This is a genomic window from Sphingomonas sp. CFBP 13728, from assembly GCF_014841895.1.
GTDB lineage: Bacteria > Pseudomonadota > Alphaproteobacteria > Sphingomonadales > Sphingomonadaceae > Sphingomonas.
The window spans coordinates 42,115-59,814 of record NZ_JACYUS010000009.1; the positions used below are offsets into that span (position 1 = coordinate 42,115).

21 protein-coding genes, 1 tRNA gene and 2 pseudogenes are annotated in these 17,700 nt (G+C 60.0%); 10 read left to right on the forward strand and 14 right to left on the reverse strand.

Annotated features, from left to right (window positions below):
• Positions 1 to 139: 139 nt before the first annotated feature.
• The 3 genes from IFT67_RS19385 to IFT67_RS19395 all read right to left on the reverse strand — a co-directional run bounded on the left by IFT67_RS19385 (position 140) and on the right by IFT67_RS19395 (position 2,071).
• Positions 140 to 781: a hypothetical protein gene (locus IFT67_RS19385; RefSeq protein ID WP_192239737.1), complete on the reverse strand. Its 642-nt coding sequence runs from the start codon at positions 779 to 781 to the stop codon at positions 140 to 142.
• A 70-nt stretch (positions 782 to 851) separates the two neighbouring features.
• Positions 852 to 1,388 carry a hypothetical protein gene (locus IFT67_RS19390; protein ID WP_192239738.1) on the reverse strand — a complete coding sequence of 179 codons (537 nt, stop codon included), beginning with the start codon at positions 1,386 to 1,388 and terminating at the stop codon, positions 852 to 854.
• Positions 1,389 to 1,873: 485 nt separating this feature from the next.
• Entirely contained in the window at positions 1,874 to 2,071 is a 198-nt protein-coding gene (locus IFT67_RS19395; protein ID WP_192239739.1) for a hypothetical protein, read from the reverse strand.
• A gap of 310 nt (positions 2,072 to 2,381) precedes the next feature.
• Here IFT67_RS19395 and IFT67_RS19400 point away from each other — a divergent pair, with 310 nt between their 5' ends.
• Positions 2,382 to 2,906 carry a hypothetical protein gene (locus tag IFT67_RS19400; RefSeq protein ID WP_192239740.1) on the forward strand — a complete coding sequence of 175 codons (525 nt, stop codon included), beginning with the start codon at positions 2,382 to 2,384 and terminating at the stop codon, positions 2,904 to 2,906.
• A gap of 314 nt (positions 2,907 to 3,220) precedes the next feature.
• Here IFT67_RS19400 and IFT67_RS19405 read toward each other — a convergent pair whose 3' ends face one another.
• The 3 genes from IFT67_RS19405 to IFT67_RS19415 form a co-directional block, all read right to left on the reverse strand.
• Positions 3,221 to 3,553 carry a type II toxin-antitoxin system HicB family antitoxin gene (locus IFT67_RS19405; RefSeq protein ID WP_192239741.1) on the reverse strand — a complete coding sequence of 111 codons (333 nt, stop codon included), beginning with the start codon at positions 3,551 to 3,553 and terminating at the stop codon, positions 3,221 to 3,223.
• Complete coding sequence (locus IFT67_RS21030) at positions 3,550 to 3,834, reverse strand: type II toxin-antitoxin system HicA family toxin (protein WP_197983174.1); 285 nt, start codon at positions 3,832 to 3,834, stop codon at positions 3,550 to 3,552. Before IFT67_RS21030 ends, IFT67_RS19405 begins: the two co-directional genes overlap by 4 nt.
• Before the next feature lie 319 nt (positions 3,835 to 4,153).
• Positions 4,154 to 4,231 (reverse strand) — tRNA-OTHER (locus IFT67_RS19415).
• Between the two features lie 588 nt (positions 4,232 to 4,819).
• Between IFT67_RS19415 and IFT67_RS19420 the strand changes: the two genes are divergently transcribed.
• Positions 4,820 to 5,653 (forward strand): type 1 glutamine amidotransferase, encoded by an 834-nt coding sequence (locus tag IFT67_RS19420; RefSeq protein ID WP_192239742.1) that lies wholly within the window; start codon positions 4,820 to 4,822, stop codon positions 5,651 to 5,653.
• A 527-nt stretch (positions 5,654 to 6,180) separates the two neighbouring features.
• Here IFT67_RS19420 and IFT67_RS19425 read toward each other — a convergent pair.
• The 5 genes from IFT67_RS19425 to IFT67_RS19445 all read right to left on the reverse strand — a co-directional run bounded on the left by IFT67_RS19425 (position 6,181) and on the right by IFT67_RS19445 (position 9,862).
• Positions 6,181 to 6,444, reverse strand: coding sequence for a hypothetical protein (locus IFT67_RS19425; RefSeq protein ID WP_192239743.1), 264 nt, complete (start codon positions 6,442 to 6,444; stop codon positions 6,181 to 6,183).
• A 94-nt stretch (positions 6,445 to 6,538) separates the two neighbouring features.
• Positions 6,539 to 6,796: a hypothetical protein gene (locus IFT67_RS19430; protein WP_192239744.1), complete on the reverse strand. Its 258-nt coding sequence runs from the start codon at positions 6,794 to 6,796 to the stop codon at positions 6,539 to 6,541.
• 2,059 nt (positions 6,797 to 8,855) lie between these two features.
• On the reverse strand, positions 8,856 to 9,065 hold the full coding sequence (locus IFT67_RS19435; RefSeq protein WP_192239745.1) for a hypothetical protein: 210 nt from the start codon (positions 9,063 to 9,065) through the stop codon (positions 8,856 to 8,858).
• Positions 9,066 to 9,119: 54 nt separating this feature from the next.
• A complete protein-coding gene (locus IFT67_RS20490; RefSeq protein ID WP_206757946.1) occupies positions 9,120 to 9,485 on the reverse strand; it encodes a hypothetical protein in 366 nt (121 codons plus the stop codon).
• A gap of 197 nt (positions 9,486 to 9,682) precedes the next feature.
• Positions 9,683 to 9,862: a hypothetical protein gene (locus tag IFT67_RS19445; protein ID WP_192239747.1), complete on the reverse strand. Its 180-nt coding sequence runs from the start codon at positions 9,860 to 9,862 to the stop codon at positions 9,683 to 9,685.
• Positions 9,863 to 10,060: 198 nt separating this feature from the next.
• On the opposite strand from IFT67_RS19445, the gene IFT67_RS20790 reads away from it, so the two are divergent.
• The 5 genes and pseudogenes from IFT67_RS20790 (at position 10,061) to IFT67_RS20905 (ending at position 12,071) form a co-directional block, all read left to right on the forward strand.
• Entirely contained in the window at positions 10,061 to 10,354 is a 294-nt protein-coding gene (locus IFT67_RS20790) for a hypothetical protein (protein ID WP_244647588.1), read from the forward strand.
• A gap of 63 nt (positions 10,355 to 10,417) precedes the next feature.
• The gene (locus IFT67_RS20795; RefSeq protein ID WP_244647589.1) at positions 10,418 to 10,660 is read left to right on the forward strand and encodes a hypothetical protein; all 243 of its coding nucleotides are present in this window, start codon (positions 10,418 to 10,420) and stop codon (positions 10,658 to 10,660) included.
• 290 nt (positions 10,661 to 10,950) lie between these two features.
• The gene (locus IFT67_RS19455; RefSeq protein WP_192239748.1) at positions 10,951 to 11,322 is read left to right on the forward strand and encodes a SpoIIAA family protein; all 372 of its coding nucleotides are present in this window, start codon (positions 10,951 to 10,953) and stop codon (positions 11,320 to 11,322) included.
• Positions 11,323 to 11,563: 241 nt separating this feature from the next.
• A pseudogene (locus tag IFT67_RS19460) lies at positions 11,564 to 11,779 on the forward strand (transposase domain-containing protein); the annotation flags it as partial.
• A 166-nt stretch (positions 11,780 to 11,945) separates the two neighbouring features.
• Complete coding sequence (locus IFT67_RS20905) at positions 11,946 to 12,071, forward strand: hypothetical protein (protein WP_274599187.1); 126 nt, start codon at positions 11,946 to 11,948, stop codon at positions 12,069 to 12,071.
• 393 nt (positions 12,072 to 12,464) lie between these two features.
• Here the strand turns inward: IFT67_RS20905 and IFT67_RS19470 are convergent, their stop codons facing one another.
• Positions 12,465 to 12,974 carry an RNA polymerase sigma factor gene (locus IFT67_RS19470; RefSeq protein WP_342450655.1) on the reverse strand — a complete coding sequence of 170 codons (510 nt, stop codon included), beginning with the start codon at positions 12,972 to 12,974 and terminating at the stop codon, positions 12,465 to 12,467.
• 223 nt (positions 12,975 to 13,197) lie between these two features.
• On the opposite strand from IFT67_RS19470, the pseudogene IFT67_RS20970 reads away from it, so the two are divergent.
• From IFT67_RS20970 to IFT67_RS19485, 3 genes and pseudogenes are all read left to right on the forward strand, one after another.
• Positions 13,198 to 13,557 (forward strand): annotated as a pseudogene (locus tag IFT67_RS20970) (DUF4158 domain-containing protein); the annotation flags it as partial.
• Positions 13,558 to 14,634: 1,077 nt separating this feature from the next.
• Positions 14,635 to 15,012, forward strand: coding sequence for an IS66 family transposase (locus tag IFT67_RS21035; RefSeq protein ID WP_446740830.1), 378 nt, complete (start codon positions 14,635 to 14,637; stop codon positions 15,010 to 15,012).
• Entirely contained in the window at positions 14,903 to 15,241 is a 339-nt protein-coding gene (locus IFT67_RS19485) for an IS66 family transposase (RefSeq protein WP_244647594.1), read from the forward strand. Before IFT67_RS21035 ends, IFT67_RS19485 begins: the two co-directional genes overlap by 110 nt.
• A 411-nt stretch (positions 15,242 to 15,652) precedes the next feature.
• On the opposite strand, the gene IFT67_RS19490 is transcribed toward IFT67_RS19485, so the two are convergent.
• Positions 15,653 to 16,837 carry an NAD-dependent epimerase/dehydratase family protein gene (locus IFT67_RS19490; RefSeq protein ID WP_192239752.1) on the reverse strand — a complete coding sequence of 395 codons (1,185 nt, stop codon included), beginning with the start codon at positions 16,835 to 16,837 and terminating at the stop codon, positions 15,653 to 15,655.
• The gene (locus IFT67_RS19495) at positions 16,816 to 17,697 is read right to left on the reverse strand and encodes a glycosyltransferase family 2 protein (RefSeq protein WP_192239753.1); all 882 of its coding nucleotides are present in this window, start codon (positions 17,695 to 17,697) and stop codon (positions 16,816 to 16,818) included. The genes IFT67_RS19490 and IFT67_RS19495 overlap by 22 nt, the downstream gene beginning before the upstream one ends.
• Positions 17,698 to 17,700 lie beyond the last annotated feature (3 nt).

The window sequence follows — 17,700 nt, forward strand, 5'->3', positions numbered from 1 at the left end:
GGGGCTCGGCCGGATCATTGGTCACCATATTGTCGAAGTATCTCATCGGCTATTTTTACCGATGCGAGCGTGGATGGCCAGCGCCAGCCTATGCGTTTGTCAGTCCGGTACGAGCCAGCCAGAAGCTGGACCCACGTCGTTAAGCGCAGACCTCACCCATGTATCCCTCAAGCTCTTGTCGTTCCCGCTTCGCCTTGGCGATGCGCCAGATCTTGAAAGCTCCTACGCCTATGGCGACCAATCCCCAAAATGCGACCGACAGGTCGACCTTCTGCAGGCCGATGACGACCATCAACGTTCCGATGATGGCGAGCGCGATCTCGAACCTTCCGATTTGCGGCATGTCGATGAAGCTCGTGGCGTCGAGGACACGGATCAAGCGGCCCTTGCCGGAGATGTTCGTTGCCGAGATCACTTTCGAATCGATCATGTCCAGGCGAGTCACTGCGCCTTCACGCGCGGCGACGCCAGCCGGCAGCTCCAGCGTCTGCTCGGCGCCGTCCTGATCCCGGAAGACGGCCGTCACGACGCCCTTGTGCACGGTATCGACGAAACCGCCGCCCCCGGTGACGAACCCGTCGCCGTCCTTGCTCAAACCGAAGACGCCAGCCGTGCGGCCGAACGTCGTCGACTGCTGCTGATAGGTGACGTGCATGACCTCGGCGACGACGCAGCTGCCGCGAAAGGTACGATTGCCGATCGTCTTGGGCGATACCATCCAGCTCTTCAACAGGTGCGCCAGTCTGCTGTTGCTGTCAGCCGTCGTCGTCACGTCAGTCATCAGTCATCTCCTTTGACGCGATTCGCGACATGAACACATCTTCATCAAGTCTAAGGGTTAAGGACAGGTGTTATTTCATCCGAGCGGCCCAAGCCCGCGCGATCTCCGGCCCGCCAGCGTCCGTGGCGAACGGCCTCAGGAAGGCGCCGTACCCATCCGGCCCCAGCTCCCTAGCGGGCGCCACCAGGTGGACATGCGCATCACGCCGGACGCCGCTGCGGGCAGGGACGTGCAGTACGGCGATGCACGCCATGTTGCGCTTCTCGGCGAACTCGACCGCGGCGAACCGGACGATGCGCGGCCACTCGGCCAGAATGCGATCGCGCTTGTCGATCGTGAACTTGGCCACGCACGCTAGATCCTTGATCCCGACGAACGCCTCGTCCTCGTACCGCTCGGCCAGCCGCTTGGCATCGAGCAGGTCGCTGTCCGCCTCGCAGGGATGCAGGGAAGCTATTTTCCTGAGACCCTCGCGTTTCGCGTCTCGCGATTGCGGGCGCTGGGCGGGCCCCGGTGGCGGCCCTGATGGTTGGGATCGAGTAGGGTAGGGCGAAGAGATCGACACTACCGTGACGCCGTTCCGCAAAGTTGCTGCATGACGATCCATCGATCAGCTCCGGCAGGCGAACTTGCCCTGTGCCGCTCTTACAGGCGAGATGCGGCGTCGCCTCATAGCGGACGGGTTGGATCCGCAATCAGAGCCAGAAGGGCATGCCCGTCGAACGTGTGCGGCCGGACTCGGCGATCGGGTAGCGAAACCGAGAAGCCGCGGCGCCCATCTTTAGGGGTACCAGCAACTTTCGCGATCACGCGGTACAGCGGACCCTCAAACAGGATCTGTCTGTCAGCTTCCGCGCCGTTAGACCGGTCCGTGATACGGACCAGCGTTGCCAGTTCATTCCAAGGAATGTTCATGGCATGTCCCCCTTATTTTCTTTCGACCCGGCATTCATAGCACGCCGCCGGGGAAACCATATTGATACTGGGCAGTATGGATTCGATTTGGTTGTATCAGCTTGGTGGGCAACTTTTCGGCCCGGCCGACACGGTGCGGGTGTCAGGCTTTCACGCACCGTGCCGGCGTCTTCGCGTTCAGTCGGTTTCGCTGGTGCCGCTGCCGTCGTCGGTCGACTTCCATTTGCCCTCGGCGACCTGGTCGTTGTCCTCGTCGTCGCTTTCGATCGCCTGCTCGTACGCCGCGCTTTCATCGGCGATCCCGGCTTCGGTGCTCTTCTTGGCCGTTTCCTTGAAGTCAGCTGCGCTCGGGTCGGTAGGATTGCCGTCGGTCATGGTCTGCTCCTTTGCTGGAGGGGTTTGAACGCGCGACTTCGGTCTGCGGGCTCCCGGCCGTCATCCTATACCTCCCCAACCCTCTGGAGCGGCAGCTGATGGGCCTTGCACTAGAACGGCTGCCTGACTGGCCTGTTGCAATGAATAGGGAGTTGGCGCTCGCCTACACCGGTGTCGCTGAAGCTCAGCTACGCGAGTGGGAACGGCGCGGGACTGTCCGCTTCTGCATGCGCGGCCCTCAGGCGTCGTACGCCATGCAGGTCTGCCGGCTCTTCTAGACTTGGGCAGCTCGTCATCACCGGTCACCAGTGTGAAGGAGAACCCGTTCAAAGGCATGGGCCTGTCCAGCACGGCCGCTAAGGGCAATCGCGAGACCAGCAGGGCAGAGTACAACCTCTACCGCGAGACAACGCGTAAGCTGGGCTTCCAGTCAATGGCGACTGCCGTCGCGCTGTGCTTTGAATGCTGTCAGCGCGTCTGGGACGCGTTCGGATTTGGGGATCCGGACGGTGTCGAGCGGCGTGGCATCGAGTGGGCAGGGTATCGGCCAGGCGAAGAGATCAGCTTGGCGCAGTCCAAGACCGGTAACCCGGTCACGTTGCCGCTGTCGATCGTCGTGACCGGTAAAGACGGGAAGCCAGAGACGGTGTCGCTATATCCCGAACTGGAAGAGGAGCTTGCTCGGTCGCGTACGATGGTCACCGCTGACGCCGAGATGATCGTGCTTGAGGAGCGCAGCGGGGAAAAATACAGGGAACAGCGCAAGTCGTCGATCCATCGCCAAATCTGCGTGGAAGCCGGCCTACCCAAGGATATGACGTTTACCGGGTTTTGACATGGGGATCACGGAGATCGGCGACGCGGGTGAGGACGACGTGCGAGCGGTTTCAGGGCATAAGACGCTGGCTGTTACTCGGATATATAACAAGGCGAATGCTGAAAAGGCCCGGCGCATTGGCGCAGCACGGCGAGCTCACCTGCTTGACTTAGTTACCCCGTAGAAACGGCGTTGCCCTAGGCCTCGCGCAGCTAGTTTGTACCAACAGCATTTACCCCAGCGTGCGAGATCTGACGAGGTTACTGGCTATGCGCGGCTAGCGTGGCTTACTCGCGTTATATACATCACCTGTAGTAGGTGTCGCGAACTTCTTATTCGGCAACCGCCATGAGTGCTTGCTCACCGATCTGGTTGAGGCTTCTTCCAGTCAACTCAGCTTTAAGTGCAATCTTGGCATGAAGCTCGGGCGATACACGCAGCATTATTTTGCCAGAATAAGACCGCTCAGGCTCCTTGCCGATTTGCTTACATGTAGTGATATAATCGTCAACTGCCTCATGAAACGCAGGTACGATGCCACGCAAATCATCTGCGTGAAAACCGATTACATCGTTTATGCCGGCGATCCTGCCAACAAGAATGCCGTCATCGGCATCAAACTCGATACGTGCCGAAAAGCCTTTATAAGACACAATGTCGGTCATGGCCCAACTCCTAGCTTAGTCAAATAGTCACGAGCGTCACGGACTTGGTAAAACTTCGCCTCCTTGGCGGGGTGCGGCCTGTGGAAACTGGCTATTACGCCATCTCGCTCAAACCGGACGCGCGATCCGTCGCCTTCGATTACGTTGCACCCGGCAGCCTTCAGCAAGGACTCAATGTCGTCCCAGTTGATTGTTCCTGACACTGGGTTCTTAAAAACCGCTTTGAGCGTCTTGGAATGCCTGCCCTTCATGCAAGCATATAGTGACAGCACTGTCAGCATTGCAAGCAGAAAGTGATATCACCGTGGTATCAAAACGGAGCCACGGAAAGGCTTGCTCAACAAAGGCCGGCCCAGTTCCGCTTTGTGGGGACGGCGGGGAACCTGCTCGAACACGTCTGAAAGCCGGTCCCGCTAGCATTGGTAGGGCGGGGCAAAGCCATAGGGTGCATCGATGGCTCTGATGACATGGCCAAAATTACGCCTCGGACATGAGGTTGAAGCTTAGCTTCCAGGCAAAATTGCCGGAAGACCGTGTCGGAACATGGCGGGAGAACAAAGCTCCGCCACCGAGAAAATCGTTTGTATTCAAAGTGGAGGATGGTGGACGCACTTGGGCTCGAACCAAGGACCCGCTGATTAAGGGTCAGCAGTTTATCCAATGTTTTTAGCGCGGTCCCGACATCTTCTCGATCTGTACCGTGTGGAGTTACCGAGGGAAGGCCTTATTTGTCGGAACGCGTTAGCGCGTCACAATTTACCGGCACGCACCCCCCTTTTTTACATCGCATCGCGGCGCTTTGATCATGTCTGAAAACGAGAGTGTCATACCATTCGGCATAGGACGTGTTGCGAGCCAGGTGCCGGTTCAGGTCGACGTCATCGTCCCACCACACCGGTCCGCGTTCGCCTAAGCCGATTTTCGCAGCGTTCACGCTGGCGCGCGCTTCTGCCAAGGCTGGGTCATTAGGGGATGCCAGTGCTGCGCGTACCGCCCGTCGCGCGTTCATCAGTTGCGTAACGAGTGCCGTACGCTCGTCATCGGGCAGGTGCGGGTTTGCTCGCCGCCACAGGCGTCCGCGGACGACGATGTACCTTCCGTCTGGCGTTACAGCGGGCGTGGACCGTTTCAAGGGCAAGTGTCGTAGAGCATCAGCACTAGTACGACGCGAGGCAGATGATCGTTCCGAGTTGTGCCATATGGTCATCGAGATCGTTAGCGAATGACGAGCCGCTATTCCCCCGGCCCGCCGCAAAAGGACTTCGTTTGCCTAAATTCCTAGTCGCCGAGAGTGAAACGGCAACCGAACGTGATGAGCGGCGCAAGCACGCCGGCAAAAGCTCAGGCGAAACCTACGCGGCCACACTCAGCCAATTGCGGCCTGAAGCTGACGTCACGATCGTTGCACCAGCTGACGCCGATGCGGCGTCGCTCATGCCATCTGATTTGGCTCAATACGACGCCGTCTTCGTCACCGGCGCCCCTCTGCACGTCTATGACAATAGCGCCGAGGTCCGCCGGCAGTTGGCCTTCATGACAAGCGTCTTCGCCTCCGGAACACCATCGTTCGGCTCGTGTGCCGGGTTGCAACTCGCAGTCGCTGCCGCGGGAGGGACTGTCCGCAAGATGAAACGAATGGAGGCGGGCATCTCGCGCCGGATTACCCCTACCGACGAAGGCCGCCATCACCCCTTACTGAGCGGGCGGGGTCTTTGCTGGGATGCTCCCGCGATCCACGGCGATGAGGTAGAGACACTGCCAGCTAACGCAACGCTGCTGGCAAGCAACGCGGTAAGCCATGTGCAGGCCGTCGAGATACGGCATGATGGCGGAGTTTTCTGGGGCGTCCAGTATCATCCAGAACTGGCCCCAGGTGAAATTGCGGTAGCGTTACGTCGCCAAGCATCAGACATTGTCGATGCTGGGCTGGCGGAGACCGTAGGAGATGTCGAACGCCGAGCCGACCAACTCGATGTGCTGCAGGGTGACGCGGGCCGAACAACTGCTCTTTGGGCGCTAGGGGTAGATCACCAGTTCGCGGATGAGGAGAGCCGCAGGCTCGAACTAACGAATTTCCTCGAGCATCTCGCCAAATGCTGATCGTGCTTCTTGCCGCGGCTCCCACTACGTTTGCTTGTACCGTAACGCGCGTTCACGATGGCGACGGCCCCCTGTGGTGCTCGAACGGCATCAAGGTTCGGATCGCGGGGGTGCAGGCGCCGGACTTCGAAAATGCTTCGCCCTGCCGGTCTGCAGATTCGCGTCGGATGAACTATCGGTGCGACAATGCCGCCGCCAAGCGCAGCCAACAAATCGTCGAACGGCTTGTGCTGAGCAGGACGTTGCGATGCGAGGCGACCGGCAAGAGCTACAGTCGTGTCGTCGCGCGATGCATGCTGCCCGACGGCCGATCGCTTTCATGTGCGGCGGTCGCCTCCGGAGCGGCTGTACGGTGGAATAGATACTGGCGTCAGTACCGGATGGGAGAGTGTCGTTAGCGGCCAAGGGTAGCAGGCGACATTAGGCCAAGCCGCGAACAGGCCGAGCCACGAACTCCAGCCCTTCCTCATCAGGATAGAGAGTCATGAGTCGGTAAGGTCCGATGCCGCAGCACCGGACCTCCTGTTTTAGTTGCTGTCGGAGTTGTCGTCTTTGTCCTCATGATCGATTATGAGGTAGGCGACACCGGCGATGACACCTGCGCCGATCACGAGCGGAACGATGCTCGAACCTTCGGCCAGCTTGCTCTTGGCGTTTGCTGCCGTGCCGGCACGAACCGGCTTCGAAACCGAGAGGCTCGATGCGGAATTCGCAGGGGCTGCGCTTGCTGCGACAGGGGCGGCGATCATTGCCAAGCCAGCCGTGGCCATCGTCAAAAATTTGATGTTCATAAAGCTTCTCCAGGAGTGCGGCATTGCCTGCCACGCACGTCGAACGACTAAGATAGCCGTTTGTTCGAATATGTCCGCTACGGATCGAGCTTGGTTATGCATCCCACTCTGGCCCGTGGGGATCAGGATAGAACGCGTAGGGCTCGTACACCGGTCGCTGCGCCGGCCGCATCTGGCGGGGAGGGGCGGGCTTCGCAACATCAGGGACCGGGTCCGGCAGGGTAGGTAAACCGCCTCCGAACCGGATCGGGATATAGGCCCCGCTACCGTACATCGCCTGGAAGACCGCAGTCGCGTCGTCTTCCTTCATCCGCTTGCCGATCAGGGGCGCACTCTCCGCGTTTCGCAGCATGGCTTCTGCGGCACGGCAAGAGCAGACACATTATTACAGGCTATGCGCGTGACGGCATCGGTAGCTTCGCCTCGGGTCGTAGCCAATCCAGACAGCACATTGAAGCTTTCCTCGTAGTACGCCGCGAGGTTCAAGTGCATCTCGATGAGCGGCACGGTCATAGCTCGAGACGCCAATACGACATGACGCCGACGGCCCGACTCAAGCTCGATGAGATCGAAATTGTGGGGGAAAAGCATTCAACCGTTTTGGGTTTGGAAAGTTAACGGGACAGGTAGATTGCCCCAAAAAAGGTGGTGATCTCGATCAACCTGATTCAAGCACCGCCGTTGAACGAAGTGGTGACGAATGAGTGGTTGCACCTTCTCTAATTCCCGTTACCTACGGGGTGTCGCGGCAGGTAGAGCATTCCCAAAACGCCTCCCTGCCGCGGTGCATTAGATAGTTGACGTACCGGCGATGGCCTCGATTTAGCCATCGCCGCATCCGCCTCCTTCCGCGCGGTCAGTTGCTCCAGGGGCTCGGCCGATGAGCGAGCCCCCGAGTGAGCCTTCAGATGTCAGCTCGTTAGCATTCGACCACCAGACCTGGCAGCTGATGCGTCATAGTACTTTATTGAGGACTGACGCACTGGTGTTGGGTGCATAGGTCTCCCAGACCAATACCACCACCGCCGCCACTACCGCCGCCGCCGCCGCCGCCGTAGTTGCCACCGCCACCACCGCCATATTCGCTACAGTATGCGCGATACTGCTCGAGCGCATTCTCATATGCTTCGGAACCTACGGGACCGGCGGCAAGAGCGTACTCCGTGCCGTCTGTTCCGCAGGAGTAGGTTTGTGCGGAAACTGGCGCACCTCCCGCGAAAATTAACGCAACTGCTGAAAGTACTGCAAAACGGTTTCTACGGTGCATTTTTCAACTCCGTTCTTACGTTTGGGATCTGGCTCCCGCAGGGTGCGGTTCGACTCGTCGTCGGATCATTTGCTAGAACCCGTCAGTATTGCTGTCATTCTAGATTGCCCTGCGCAAGTCGGGCTCACCGTGACTGCGATCCAATAGGAGGTAGATTGCGGCAAGCGGTGCGTCGTCCACGCTGACCCGTAGTCACGGCTGTGACCCGGAGGTGAGGGTATGAGCTCATCAGTTGCCGGGTCATCGCACGCCCCCCCGGTCAGCCATTATCGAAATTACGATATCGGCCGCCGGAAATGTTCGAATGTTGGGACTAAGGGACCGGGCATGGCAAAGCCACGCCGGCTCATTAGCCATCGTCATGTATATTCCTTCCAAGGTGAGGCGATATTCTCGGCGAGCGGTTCAGGCTTCGCTGGGGTTTGCTCCAAAGCTCCGGCCGGCCCGTCTCGCGTTCACACGGCGCTTGAGGCGGGCCGTTAAAGCTCAAATTTTTTTGCGTCTGGAATGGACAGGTTTACGTACCTGTTTACCCGCAGCGCGGTTTGCTCCCACGCTGATCCGTTGCGAGGCTCGATACGCGGGCTACCGAGGCGGCCAGCCTATCCGTTTTTCTCAGCAGTTTTCCGGATAGGCTGGCCGCTGCGCCTAACTTGCGGCTCTCTTTCCCAGTACCCATAAACCATGGGCGAAGGCTGTCCTCCGGCCCTAGTCGGCCCGTCCTGTATCTCTCTTGGCTATCAGGGCGGGCCGTTACCGGTGAACCTCTCTGCTGCTTTGGCGTTTATGCTCAGCCACGACCCGGAAAGTGAATGGCCGGCCCGCTCTTGGCTGACCCTGGGGGCGGGCCGTTACGTCACTCGACCTTGGCCGCCGAAAGCTGGCCCGCAATCGATTTCGCGAGGACGAGGACAAAGCGCATGGCGCCGAAGCCCATCCATCATGGGCTGGTGCCAGCGACGAGCGTCGCCATCCGAAATGGACGGTAGGCCCGCGTGCAATCTCTACGGTCCGTGTCGACCAATCGCCTGACGTCGAGCCGGCTTCAGGCGCCAGCTTGCGGAAGCGATCGGCCCACTCGGGGACGCTGATGCGTCGCGGCGGGGTGATCCCTCGCCGCCACGATCGTTCTAGCCGTTCGTCCTTACTCTGCGTTTGCGAAGTCGGCTTCCGGCTTGCCGAAGGAGGCGAGGTGCTGCTGGACATGCTCGTTCAGCACCTCCAGCAGCGGCTCGACGGCGATCTTTAAGGAGGCGGCGATCAGCGGCAAGACGCGCGACGGCCAGTTGAGCCAGGCATCACGCGGCGACCGCGCCATGTTGAACAAGACAGTCTCGGCAACTTCTAGATCCACAACGTCGCCAGCTTCGCGCCGGGCGGCTAGGAGCCTGCGAGCAGCGAGACCGTTTTACTTTACCCGCTCGGCTTCGCCGGTGAGGGCGAACCTGCCGGCGAGCACCTCAGCGATGAAGTCCTCGTCATCGAGGTGGAGCGGATCAGGCGCCTGGTCCGCGGGTGCGGACACTTTCGCGCCGCGTTTCGGAGTGCGGACAGTAGGTGCGGACATTTGCGCGGTGTCCGCACTACTGTCCGCACCCTCCGCAGCGCGCCGATTGGTGCGGCGCCAGCCAGTTCCGGCAAGCGAGCGATCAAGCTTGCCGTTGCCCGAAACCCGCAGTTTTCCTTCACTTATCGCGCGCCGGTCCAGTGTATCGCTGCACCCATCAAGGCGGGAGAACTCGCGAATGCTGACAGTATCGGAGGGTGCGGACATTCTAAGTGCGGACCCCTTTGGCAAGTTGTAGCTGGGGTTCGTTCACGCCTTTGCCCCCCGTATTACCCGAAATGCCCGGAAGGACCCAAAGGAGCCACCTCGGCCGTTTCGTGATCGTGCATCGGTGCGCAACAATCGTGCTTGAAAACCGAGCAGGATCAGAGGGTTAGCCCTTACGGTTTGAATACTCGGTGAGGTCAGCGACCCCGCACCGCGGCGCGCAGGTCGGTCGCCGCCTGCTCCGCCTGCTTGATCAGGCGCTCGCTGCGGCCCTGGTGGCGTGACCCTGAGGCCATGTCCTCGGCGATACGCAGCACGCGCATGCCGATAGCCTCGACATGGTCGCCAGTGGTGAGCCGCAAATGCGGAGCAGCCATCTAGACCTCCACATATAGCAAGAGCCGCAACCCTCGCAGGCGCGGCTCTAACAACTGGTCATTTGCGTAGTTTGCGAGATGATCGCGTCTACCTCTCACAAACACTCATTATGGATGTTCTATCCGATTGACCTCCGGAGCTAATCCCAACACGTTGCTTGCACTCGGCCTGGGGAGGCCGACTCAGAGGGGATACCAATGAAAATCGCTATTGGCGCGCTGGCTTGCGCGCTCACGTTCGCTGCGCCTGTCGTTCACGCGCAGACCGCTCCGGCCGCAGTCGCTGCGACCACGACCGGCACGCTCCGCGCCGGCACGTCGGTCCCGCTCAAGATGTCAGAGGTGCTGTCGACCAAGGGCAAGAAGCTCAAGGTCGGACAGCGCTTTCAGCTTGAGACGGCCGAGAACGTGACCATCGATGGCAACGTGGTCATTCCTGCAGGCAGCCCTGCCGTCGGGGAGATCACCGAGGTCCGTAACAAGGGAATGTGAGGCAAGTCGGGCCGTATCAACGCTCGCGTTCTTTACGTCCGCGCCAACGGTCGACAGATTCGCATGACAGGCTCGCTGGATGATAAGGGCACAACGGACACGGCTGGCGTTGTCGGTGCCGCTGGCCTGCTCCCGATCGCTGGCTTCTTCATGACCGGCACCAGCGCCGAAATTCCGCTCGGTGCACCGGTGAACGCATTCGTTGACGAGGACATATCGGTTGCTGTGGTTCCGGCCTCGGCACCGATGATCGTTGCCCCCGCCGCGCCAGTCGCAGTGAGTGCTGGCGTTGCTGAAAAGAAGTAGCCGATCCGCCCTCTCGCCGGGCTTCCTGCGAGAGGGCAACACCTGTCAATAGTTAGAACAACCGCTCCTTCATCGCGATAATGTCAGCCCCGAACTGCACGGTCTTCCGAGCGGCGCTCATTCGTACTTGTCCTGCCCGCCCGCGCCATCGTCTCAATCCCATCCTGCGTGTCAGCTATTGTTAGTTCCTGCCAACATCCGACCGCTGTGGAGCCCGGCGGAACCAAACTTTTGTAAGTGCGAGGCGTTGGTGCAACGCTTTGGTAACGCTCACTTAATATTAAACTGAAATGGCCCCACGCTTCACGATAACCGCCGACCCGACACGCAACCTGGTGACAATCATCATAGGCGGCTTCTTCGCCCAGCCTGACATCGACGCGTTCGAACAGGCGCGCGACATCGCTCATCGCGAGCTCCAGTGCGGTCCGAACCAGCACCTCACCTTGGTCGACATGCGTGAGATGCTGATCCAGTCCCAAGAGGCGATCGGCGGGTTCCAGCGGGTCCTGAACAACCACGCGACCAAATCCAAGCGCATTGCGATCGTCACGAGCCAGACGCTTGCACGAATGCAGGTCGAGCGAGCTGCAGGACGCCGAGACGTTCAATACTTCAGCGGGGAGCCCGCGGAAGCGAGGAAGTGGTTGTTGGCCGGATGATGGATCCGCGCCCGGGGTGTCGGCTTGTGCGTTAAGCTTGCCGGACAAAAGGGGATTCCGATGACCGAGCGCAACACACCCGAGCCCGTCGACAACGTCAGCGTCAAGTCCGCAGACGCGGACCGAACCGCGGATGGCTTCGGCAAAGGCGAAGGTTACTCCGGCGACGAGTACGATAGCTCGAACCATGCAGCCACTTCATCGCGTCGACCCGGCGTTGATCGAGCGGTCGGCGCGGATCGCGGACGAGCGAGAGCTGCGCAGCATAGCGCGGGGCAGGAAAGCCTGGTTGTTCGTCGGCTCGGATCGCGGCGGTAAGCGCGCTGCGATGATGTACAGCCTGATCGGCACCGCCAGGCTCAATGGCGTCGATCCGCTCACATGGCTTACCGATGTACTTGCCCGCATCGCTGATCTGCCGCAGTCCCGGCTTCACGAGCTGTTGCCCTGGGAATAGATAGTCTTCGCAAAACACCGCTCGTGTAAGAGGCTAACTGATGACTGATTCCCAACCTGAACCCGAAGTGATCGAATCTTCGCTGAACCGGTCGATCGAGCAAGGCAGCCGGCGACTGGAAGTCCACATCGTCCGTCTAGCTACCGAGCGAGGGTAGTCTCTCGAAGTGGTCAACGATCACAACACCTCGATCGTCTGGGACGCCAAGTTCGAAACCGATCGCGACGCTGATGCAGCCTTCCAAAGCGCGCTGGCCGAAGAAGGTTTCGAGGCCTTTCTCGACAAGGACTAACGTACCAGACCGGCTCCACGAGCCGTCAATCCGCGGCCTCTATCTGATGCGTACTCGACAGCTCGACAAATTGCGTATCATGCCGCTCGCTGGGCTTCGCTGGCCGCTGCGAGGTCCTTCATCTTCCAGGGTTGCCTGGTACTGGGTAAATCTGTGTCGCGACCGCTCTGGTGTCGAGGACGTGGAAGAGGCAAGGGCGCGTACTTCCGGCCGCTGGCTAATCTTATCGTCACGCTTGCCTAGGCGCGCGAAGTACCCTGTGTCAGCGGATTGGCTTCTCAGATCCGTCGTCGCGATGCCAAAATTAAGGGGGGGGCTAAGTCGTTAGCTGTCTTCGACTCACCAAAACCTAAAGGGCGATGTTAGCACCCCCCGGAAGGGGGCGTCTGAATGCTAGAAAGGGGATTGCTGACCGGCCCGCCGACGGGTCCGGAACGATCTTCGGGCTGTACAGTGCGCACGGGGGGCGGGATATAGATTGTTTTGCCGGTCCGATCCGTGCCTGTCGTACCGAAGCGGGGATTGCACAGTCGGCACGCTGATCCCCAACCGTTCGCCGATGGCCTTGTAGCCGAGCCCGTCTACCCGATGAAGAGTGAAGACATGCCGGGTTCGGTCGGGCAGGGCGGCCAGCACCTGACCGTACATACGCAGTGCGTCGTCGGCTTCGATCGCGTGGCCTTGTTCAGGCTGCCCGGTGACTTCGCACTGGTGGTCGATCGAGACGTGGAACCGCGCGAGGCGTGTGTGCGGGCGCCGCGATTGATCGATCAGCAGGTTACGCGCCATGCGCTGCAGATAAGCAGCTGGACGCCGACATGTTTCGCTCGCTTTGGCAGCGATCAGCCGGGCGAAGGTTTCCTGGACGAGGTCGGGCACCTCATCGGTTTGGCTGCTCGGGATCGACGCCGGCCGCGATCAGGGCATCGCTCTGAAGGTCGTGGACCTAGCTGCCGTCCGCCTTGGACACCCGCGCGTAACCGATCTGCGTTGTCACATATACGTCCGTCTGCGTGACGGAGCGGCATTGCCCGTCAATTGATCGCCATAATGTCACATAACCCGTATTGTGGTCTACGCTCCGTGAACAGGGCTGCTTCCCTGTTGCGTGACGAACAGGCAGCCGATGCCGTCCAGGACCATGTTGTCGCCCGCGCAGCGCAGCGCGATCTTCGATCCGCCTGCCGACCGAGCTACGATCGAACGGCTCTATACGCTCGGCCCCTAAGACCTCGGTCAGGTGTCGCGGCGCCGGCGCGGACCGAACCGGCTCGGCTATGCGGTGCAGCTCTGCTACCTGCGCCATCCGGGGCGTGCGCTGCTGCCGGGTGAGGCGGTGCCTGCCGCCATGCTGTCGCTGCTCGCCGACCAGATCGGTTGCCGAACCGACGACTTCGCCGACTATTCTGCTCGCGCGACTACGCTGCGCGAGCATCGCGCGGAGATCGAGGTCGCAGCGCTCGCAAGGAGCAACGCGCGCGTGGAGGAAGCGCAACTAGAGATGCAACGTCGCCTCGACGTGATCGACATCGGTATGGCGCCGATCGCGAACCTCCTGCCTTTCCAGGAAGCAATCCTCTCCAGTACTGTCGAGGGTGACGCCGCCACGCATAGATGGCTCAGGTTGCTTGCACCGGTTCTGGACAAGATTGTGGATCAGTCCGATCACCACGGCGCCGCGATCAGCGCGCTCCATCGGGAGGTCGCTCGGATCCACGAGGTTTCCGCCACAGGTCAGAGACACACGGCTGGCATCGCCTCTGGGCTGGAGGGTATCGCGGAGCAGGTGACCGCGGCCATCTGCGAGAGCCGCAGGAAGCAAAGCGCCGATTTCGCGACAACAGGCGAGCTAATTAGCTTCACCCGTGCGGCAGTCTTGGGCCAGCCTCTACCGTTGCCAGTCCATATAGAAGACAATCCTATGTTGGAGCGATTCATCCTCGCCCAGCCAGCCGACCTTATTTCAACCGACCGCGCCTTGGTCGACTGGCGGAACACGGTCGCCTCCGCCAGCGCGGCCGATCTCATCACGCTTCTTCAGAAGCAGCAGATGCCATCGCCAACTGACACCCCACAGACCCGCGTCCTTCGGTATCGTCTTGCCGCGATCACGCGAGCCAAGATTGAGGAGCGTGGAGCGGTGCCGCCTGCGCGGCCCACCACGACACGAGCGACGGATCGATCGGCAGCGACCTGCTTTGAACGATCCCAGGAACTCGCTGACTTATGGAGGGCTGGAGAAAGCGCCGCACTTTACGCCGAGCCTGAATTGGCCGGCGCAATTGACCTGTTCGACGCCTTGGAAAACAGGCTAGAGGCCGTCACAGGTAACGCCGTTCAACCCGAGCTGACCATCCTTCACCGCGACTTAGCCAAACGCATAGAATCGGGCGAACGACCCGAGATAGCGGAGGGCGGCCACGCTGCGGGTTACGATCACGCCAACGCGGTTGAGCTTAGCAAGGACATCTAGGTGTGAATTGCAAGGCCTGTGACCATCACGCAGCCGCCAGCGCCCTTCCACCCCATTCCGCGTGCATCGGCTGGCCCCAACCTACTGGCGATGGTCCGGTTCAATAAGTTTGGCCTGCATCAGCCGCTTAGCCGTCAAAGCGAGACCTGTGCCACCGAAGGCATGAGCATCAGCGTGTCGACGCTTGCCGACTATGTCGGCCACGGCATCGTCCTGCTGCGCGGCCCGGTCGATCTCATTGAGGCGCACATCCTCGCCGGCGAGCGCATCCATCATGGCGATACGACCGTGCCAGTCATTGCAGCCGGCAAGACCATAACGGGCAAAATCTGGGCGTCCGTTCGCGACGGCCGCCCCTTTGGCGGCACCGAACCGCCCGCCGTCTGCTATTGCTACACCCGCGACCGCTCAGGAGCCCATCCGCAGCGACAGCTTGCGACAAGTCCATGTCGCCTGGCTCGTTGTTGAGCTCGAGCAGTTCCTGCGCCAGCAATATGGGCGCCTGTCGCGCAAGGGCGATCTAGCCAAGGCCATCAACTTCATGCTGGCACGCTGGAACAGCTTCGCCCGCTTCGTGTCCGACGGCAGGATCTGCATGACCAACAATGCGGCCGAACGCCGGGTGAGAACCGTTGCCGTCAAGCGCCGGAACTGGACATTCTGCGGCTCTGACCGTGCGGCCGCATGTATACGCTGATCCAGACCTGCCGCCTAAATGACGTCGACATGCATGCATGCCTGGCTCCGCGACGCCATCGCGCAGATCTCCGACTATCCGCAGACACGATTTCACGAGCTATTGCCGTGGGAGTGGAAAGCTCGGCAGCAGCACGCCAAAGCGGTCGCGCAAGCCGCGTAGTATCAGTCGCACTAAACTAGAGGGCGCTCACCGAATGCATGCCGAAAAGCGGCCGAGCGGACCATGCACGGCCTTTGGGATGCCATCGGATGCATCATCGGCCTCTATCGTCCCAAGAATGCTCGCACTATTCCACAGCCGCTGGTTACGATGCAGGCTGATCAGAGCATCTCTGCGCCATACCCGCAGAGATGCAAGCAGTGTTGGAAGAAGAGTGTTTAACAGCTGCCACCGTATAGCGCTGTATAATCAGCCTCCCTTCATGAGGCCGCGCTCTGCAAGTTCGGCCAGAGAATGAATATAGGCACCCCCATTATCACTGCCGCGGATCAGTTCTTCACGAGCCCAGGCAACAAACTTTTCAAGGCCAGTTTTAAAGTCAATTGTGCATTCAAGATTAAGCGTATCTTGGAGAAGGCGGACATCGGCAATGTTGTGGCGGATATCGCCGGCACGATACCGGCCGGAAATTCGGATTTCTCCCTTGTAATCTAGCAGGCGCGCAAGTTCTGCGGCGACCGTGTTAACCGAAATACCTATCCCGGTTCCAACGTTAATCGAGTGCACGCCGCCATTGGTGGGCAGCAGCGCGGCGCAATTGGCTTTGACGACATCGTCGACATGCACGAAGTCCCGACTTTCCAGGCCATCCTCGAAGATCTCGATCGGACGGCCGAACAGCATTTCGCGCGAGAAGATGGAGAGGATGCCGGTATAGGGATTGCTTAGCGACTGACCGGCACCGAACACATTTTGGTAACGCAGAGCATAGCCCGCGAAGCCGTGCGCTTTGGCGACAGCTAAAACCAGATGCTCTTGAGCCAGTTTAGTAACGGCATAGACCGAGGCGGGCGTCAGCGGCGCCTGCTCCGACGTCGATGCCACGGTGATTGCTTCGCCGCAGATCGGGCAGGTCGGATCGAACGAGCCAGCGTCCATTACTGCAGGTGAACGATCGCCAGGGTGAACGATACCGTGCTGCGCACAATGATAGGCACCCTCGCCATAGATCGAGCGGGACGATGCGACCACGACCTTCCCGATCTTAGATCCTGCCGCCGTTACGGCTTCGAGCAGCGCAGCGGTGCCGGTCACGTTCACGTCGTTATAGCGGATCATGTCGTACATCGACTGCCCGGTGCCGGTTTCCGCGGCGAGGTGGAGAACTGCATCATGTCCGGGCGCTAACTCCTTGAGAAGCGCGGCGTCGCGTACATCGCCTACGATGACGTCGGCATGCTGGGCTAGTTCCGCTTTCAGTGCATCGTGACCGGTTGGGTCCCCGTGAATCTGTGGCGAAAATGAATCGAGGATAGTGACGGTATCACCACCTGCGGCAAGTGCGGCTGCGGTGCGCCGCCCGATAAAACCTGCCCCACCCGTTATAAGAACCTTCACAGAAAACTCCGTTTCTAAATCTTCTTCATCTGCCAACCTTCGCCCACCGCCTTCATGCGGACGCGAAAATTATGCCAGGTATCGCCCACCAGGACCATTCGTGCCACTCCGACCAGGGTGGTGTACGCCGTCACATAGGCGGCATAGAGGCCGCCGAAAAACTTTCGAGCAAAGAAAATCTGATTGCGATGGCCATAGCGGATGCTGAAGTCGGACAACCGACCGCCGGTCGATACGCTGACCTTGTGCAGCATGACGGCACGCGGATCCACGACGATACCGATTCTCGCCTTCTTCATTCGCCATAGGAAATCCACGTCGTCCCAATAGACGAAATAGGTTTCGTCCATCAGGCCGATCTTGCGGAACACTTCAGCCTTAAACAGGACGCAGCACGTCGGCGCATAATCCGTCTTATAAGGTTCGCTCAATGCCCCGATCGGCTTTTCGGAACCGTCATGCAGACTTTGCATTCCACGCAAGGCACTGAAATGCCCCGCCGAGTACCATGAAAGATCGGGGCGGTCGTAATAGGGAATCAATGCCGATACCGCGCCTGCGTCGGTCGTCTGCGCGGTCGCTGACAATTGACGCAACATCCCTGAATCAAAGGCGGTATCATTGTTGATGAGCACTATATGCTCAAATTCATGGTCCATTGCCCATCGAATGCCTTGGTTGTTCGCGGCAGCGACACCGAGATTATCTTCATTTACTATGAGCGTGATGCGCGGATCGTTCGCTTCCCGGACCATTTCGACTGTGGCATCACGGCTGTCGTTATCGATAACAACCAGATGCCAGTCGACGCCTTCCTGCGCCGCAAGGCTGGCATAAAATTCAGGCCAGACCGACACACCGTTATAGGTTACGGTCACGAGGGATATGCGGGGCATGCG